Genomic DNA, 4,894 nt, shown 5'->3' on the forward strand with positions numbered 1-4,894 from the left:
GGAGGGCACCGGAGGTGGACGTGCTGCTGCTGGTCGGGCCGTTCCCGCGGAGCCCGATCGGCTATCCGCCGGCGGGGAAACGGGGCGAGGGTCGGGTGGCCGGCGATCTGCTGCGGATGGTGGTGCCGCTGGCCGCGCGCGTCGACTTCGTCTTCGAGCCGGACTCACCGGGCGCGCGGGAGCTGTTGGCCACGCCGGACGGCGCCTCGGCGGTGCTGGCGGAGCCGCTGCCGCCGGAGGTGCGCTCGTTCAGCGTGACGTCGGCGACGGACCTGCCGCTGATGCCGGACGGCTGGCGGCTGCCGGTGGACCGCAACGTGTGCCCGCAGCGGGTGGCGCATCCGTACCTGCCGATCAGGCCGGTGTTCTACCGCGAGGTGAACCGGTTCCTGACCGAGCGGCCGCCGCTGGACTGCCCGGTGTGGCGGGACTGGGGTGCGATGCTTTCCCGCCCGTTCACGCTGCCGCCGCACGCCTCCTGACCGGCGGGGGGCCGGGCGCCGTACCCGCGCGGTGTCGGGCGCGCCGACGGTTTGTCCTCCCGCGCCGACGGCTACCCGTCAGAAGGACAGGGAGGTCGTCTCATGCCCATCCCCCGCTTTCTCGCCGGTTTCGACTCCGCCTCCGCGATGCTCAGGGCGAACGCCGCGTTTCTCAGGGGCGAGGGCTTCCCCTCACTCGGTCACCCGGCCCCGTTGCGGCCGATCGTCAGAGCCACCCGGCTGCTGCCGGAACGCGCCCGGGAGATGTTCTTCGTCGTCAGCGGCGCGACGGAGACGATCAGTCCGCGGCGGACCGGCCGTATCGATCTCGAGGACGTGTCCCGCTGGGTCGGGGAGGAGTATCCCGAGCGGCGGTATCCGGCGATCGCCGTCGGCTCCTCGTGCGGTGCGCTGGTACATCTGTGGGTGGCGCTGGGCGTTCCCTGGCTGCCGCAGACGTTCTTCGTGCCGGTGCGGCAGCGGGTGCACCCGGACGATCCGAGCGGCGCGATGATCAGAGGCGTAGAGCCCGGCAGGGCGCTGCTGGAGGCCAACCCGGACGTGCAGTTGCACCACATGCACGATGCCAACCAGGACCGGTTGATGGTCAGGGCGCTCACGTACTTCCGCTACAAGCGGCGGACGCTCGGTCCGGGCTACGAGCGTTTCCTCGGCGAGCGGCTGGAGCCCGGCGGCACGATCGTCATCTCCGACTGCCGGCGGCGGTCGGGCACCAACCGGCTGGGGCCCCGCCACGTGTTCCAGCACGGCGCACTCGGCGGCGCCACCGAGGAGGAGTTCCACCACGGCGGCGAACGCGTCGCCGAGTACCTGGAGCGTTACGACTCGCCCGTCCGCCGCTGGTACGGGCCGGAGCCGGAGGAGAAGTCGCCGGAGGCGGAGTGGGGTTTCGAGGAGGCGCTGGCGGAGGACGTCGAGCGGTTCGCCCGGGAGCACGGCTACCGGGTGCGGCGGCTGGCGTTCGACGAGCCGGAGTCGCCCAGCCCGCTGGTCGCCGACCTGTACCGCTGGTGGTACCGGCGGCGGGGCATCGAGGCACGGCGGCTGTACGTGGAGTCGTTCATCGTGATGGAGCCCCGTCTGGTGCTGCGCACCGGCTCGGTGCCGTTCTGGATGAAGTTCAACACCGAGACGTCGTACCGGGCGCTGGAGCAGTACTTGGACGACGGTGAGCGCGAGCCGTACGACGAGATCCTGATGACGCTGTTCCAGAACGGCGTCGAGGCCGTCGGTCTGACGAAGATCGGCGAGTGGCGGCGGCTGCTCGCGAAGGCCCGGGTGGAGGGCGACTTCGCGGGGCTGGACGCCGGCAGCCACCCGCGGGACCTCGCGCACTACACGACGTACGACAACGCGCTGCGGAAGAAGGCGTCGGAGTGGTACCCGATGCCGGATTCGTTGACGCTGGACGAGGTCGACGGCTTCATGGCCGGTGCGGGCGGCTACGAGGGCGTGCGCTGGGTGTGAGGGCCCACGCGACACCCACGCGGCGACACCCACGCGCGCGACACCACGCGCGGCAGGCGGACGCGCGGCGGGCGGACGCGCGGCAGGCGGACGGCTCAGGAGCGCCAGCCGCCGTCCACCGAGCCGGATTCGGGCGCCGGCTCGAAGAGGTTGCCCCGGCTGGGTTCGGTGGCCTGGTCGTCGGAGAAGTGCTGGCGCCGCACCATGAGGGCCATCAGCCGTTCGGTCGGCATCCGCAGCAGCCGGGCGAGCAGCGCGAGGGAGTGCCCCGCGGTGCCGGAGACCAGCTCGCCCCGCGGCACCTGGATGGCCCGCACGATGCTGCGGGCGACCCGCTGCGGCCGGTACACCGGCTTCAGCGGCGTCACCCGGTGCCGGGTGAAGTTCGCGGCCTGCGCGAACAGCGGGGTGTCGATCGCCGCCGGCAGCACCGAGCACACCTTGACGTGCTTGGCGTCCCGGAGGCGCAGCTCCTGCCGCAGCACACCGCTGAGCGCGCGGTCGGCGAACTTCGACATCACGTACGCGCCCGCGTACGGCTGGGTCGCCACCCCGACCACCGAGGAGACGTTCACCAGCGCGCCCTGCGGGCGCTCGCGCAGATAGGGCAGAGCGGCGCGGGCGCCGTGCAGGTAGCCGAAGACGTTGACCTCGAGCACTCTGCGCTGCACGTCCAGCGGGACCTCCTCGATCGGCCCGAACGCGGTGACCGCCGCGTTGTTCACCCAGATGTCCAGCGCGCCGAAGTGCTCGTCGGCCGCGCGGGCGACCGAGTCCAGCGCGTCGGCGTCGGTGACGTCGGCGGGTACGGCAAGGGCCTCGGCGCCGCGCTCCTCGCACTCCCGGACGACGTCGTCCAGGGACTCGGCGCGCCGGGAGGTGACCACCACCTGGCAGCCGCGTTCGGCGAGGGCGTGGGCGGTGGCCCGGCCGATGCCCCCGGAGGCCCCGGTGACCACGGCGACACTTCCGTTGATCTGCATGGCCGCCGAGTGCCCCGGCTTCGGTGGCCCACACCTCCGCCGGGGCGGCACCCCGGCTAGGACTGCGCGAGGAGGGCGCGAAGCTCGGCGACCGCGTGTCGCAGGTGGTCGGCGAAGGCGTGCATCTGGTCGGCGACCGGGCGCGGCGTGCTGAGGTAGAGGTTGAAGCGGTCGGGCAGCAGCACGTACGCCACGCCGATGCAGCGGCTGCTGGTGGAGCCGAAGCCGAAGTACTGGATGTGCCGGGACGGCGCGGAGCTGGTGCTGAGGTAGTCGTCGCGCATGACGGTCCAGCCGGGGGTGCGGAAGAGGGCTGGCTGCTCGGTGATGCCGAGTTCGTCGCCCCGGCGGCGCTGGATCAGTTCGAGTTCCCACAGGTGCTGCTCGGGGGCCTGCCCGGTCTGGCATTCCCTGGCCCTGGCGACGTGCGCTTCGGCCGCCGCGCGGAACGCGGCCCGGCGCTGCGCCGGGGTCGCGTCGGGGTTGTCCATGGCGGCGGTGAAGGCCTGGATCTCCGGGGTGACGACGCGCATCGCCTCGGTGCGGCCGCGCCGGTACTGGCGGGTGGCGATCGACTCGTAGGTGGCGCCGAGCCGGCCCTTGGCCCGCTGGTGCGCGAGCTGGTAGGCGAGCTGGACGAACGCGTCCGGGGAGGTGCGCAGCTGCTTGGCGGCGGTGCTGCCGAAGTCCTCGAAGGAGAGGGTGGTGGTGGCGGTCGCCGCCGCGTAGTCGGCGAACTCGCGGGCGGCGCGGCCGACGTCGGCGCGCAGACCGTCGTCGAGGACGAACGTCAGCGGTCCGACGGCCGGCAGCCCCTGGTCGCGGGCGCCGGAGCGGCGGGCCTGCTCCTCGGCGGGCGTGCCGAGCAGCGTGTCGACGAAGGACAGCACGGTGGTGCCGTCGAGCCCGCAGTGCTCGACGTTGATGCCGGCGCGGCCGTCGGGGAAAACGACAAAGGAGACGGCCTTGTCGAACCAGCGGTTGGCGCTGTCGCCGTGGAGCAGCCGGTCGCAGGTCTCCTGGGTGTCGGCGGGGGCCGGGTCCTCCAGGCAGACACAGAACAGCGCCGTCTCGACCTCGTCGAGGGTGGCGGCGTTGACGGGGTCGAGGTCCAGCAGCCGGCGGCGTGCGGCGGCCCACTCGGCGCGGGCCATGGTGGTGAGGTGCCCGACGGAGGTGCCGCCGGGCGCCGGTTCGGCGGCGGCCTTCAGCACGGCGCCCAGCCCGGCCTCCAGGTCCGCCGGCGAGTGCGGCACGCCGTCCGGGCCGATGACGTCCATACGGAACATCCGGCCGTGGTGGAACACGACGATGTGGCGGGCCCGGGAGTGGCCGGGCCACTCCTCGGTGTACGGGCGGCGGACGGTGTCCTGGGTCTCGCCGGGGATGCGGGTCGCCGAGAAGAGGTACTTGTTCTGTTCCATCGACAGCGGTACGCCGCGCTGCGTGACGGGCGGGATCTCCTCGCGGTCGAGTCGCAGCTTGTAGTCGACGGCGGCGGCGGTCAGTTCGGCGGCCCGCGCGGTCTGGGAGAGCGCCACGTCCTGGAAGAGGAAGAAGAAGTTGGCGTTGAGCGCGATGCGGTCGCGGCGGCCGAGGTAGCGGTAGGGCCAGAAGGTGTCCAGCCAGCTGTGGGTGTCGGGGTGGGCGTCGAAGCGTTCCAGTTCGGCGTGGAGGCGTTCGCCGGGGCCACCGGGGCGCTGGAGGTCGGCGACGGCCGCCTCGGTCTCCGCCAGTTGTTCCGGGGTGAGCAGCGGGGCGCACCACTGGAGGAAGCGGGCGCAGCTGTCGGCGAGGGCGGGCAGCGGGACGCGCGGCAGGTCGTCCTCGTGGGCGAAGGTGGAGGTGTGCTCGGCCTGGTGGGTCTGCTCGGCCTGTTCTGTCATCGGGAGGTCTCGTTTCGCGACGGTCGGGCGAGGGGGTGGCGGGGCTGTGCCAGGG

The 4,894-nt window shown here is 72.9% G+C and carries 4 protein-coding genes; 2 read left to right on the forward strand and 2 right to left on the reverse strand.

The genetic code is table 11. The annotated features are described in order from the left end of the window. On the forward strand, positions 1–482 hold a 482-nt coding region (locus tag FNX44_RS28250; protein WP_228450162.1), incomplete at its 5' end, for a hypothetical protein. 102 nt (positions 483–584) lie between these two features. Further along, positions 585–1,970, forward strand: coding sequence for a hypothetical protein (locus FNX44_RS23915; RefSeq protein ID WP_143650981.1), 1,386 nt, complete (start codon positions 585–587; stop codon positions 1,968–1,970). Between the two features lie 95 nt (positions 1,971–2,065). Here FNX44_RS23915 and FNX44_RS23920 read toward each other — a convergent pair whose 3' ends face one another. Together FNX44_RS23920 and FNX44_RS23925 are read right to left on the reverse strand one after the other, a co-directional pair. Then, positions 2,066–2,953 (reverse strand): SDR family NAD(P)-dependent oxidoreductase, encoded by an 888-nt coding sequence (locus FNX44_RS23920; RefSeq protein ID WP_228450163.1) that lies wholly within the window; start codon positions 2,951–2,953, stop codon positions 2,066–2,068. Between the two features lie 56 nt (positions 2,954–3,009). Next, positions 3,010–4,839 (reverse strand): choline/carnitine O-acyltransferase, encoded by a 1,830-nt coding sequence (locus FNX44_RS23925; RefSeq protein WP_143650983.1) that lies wholly within the window; start codon positions 4,837–4,839, stop codon positions 3,010–3,012. Between the last annotated feature and the right edge of the window lie 55 nt (positions 4,840–4,894).

Source organism: Streptomyces alkaliterrae, from assembly GCF_007097205.2.
GTDB classification, from domain to species: Bacteria; Actinomycetota; Actinomycetes; order Streptomycetales; family Streptomycetaceae; genus Streptomyces; species Streptomyces alkaliterrae.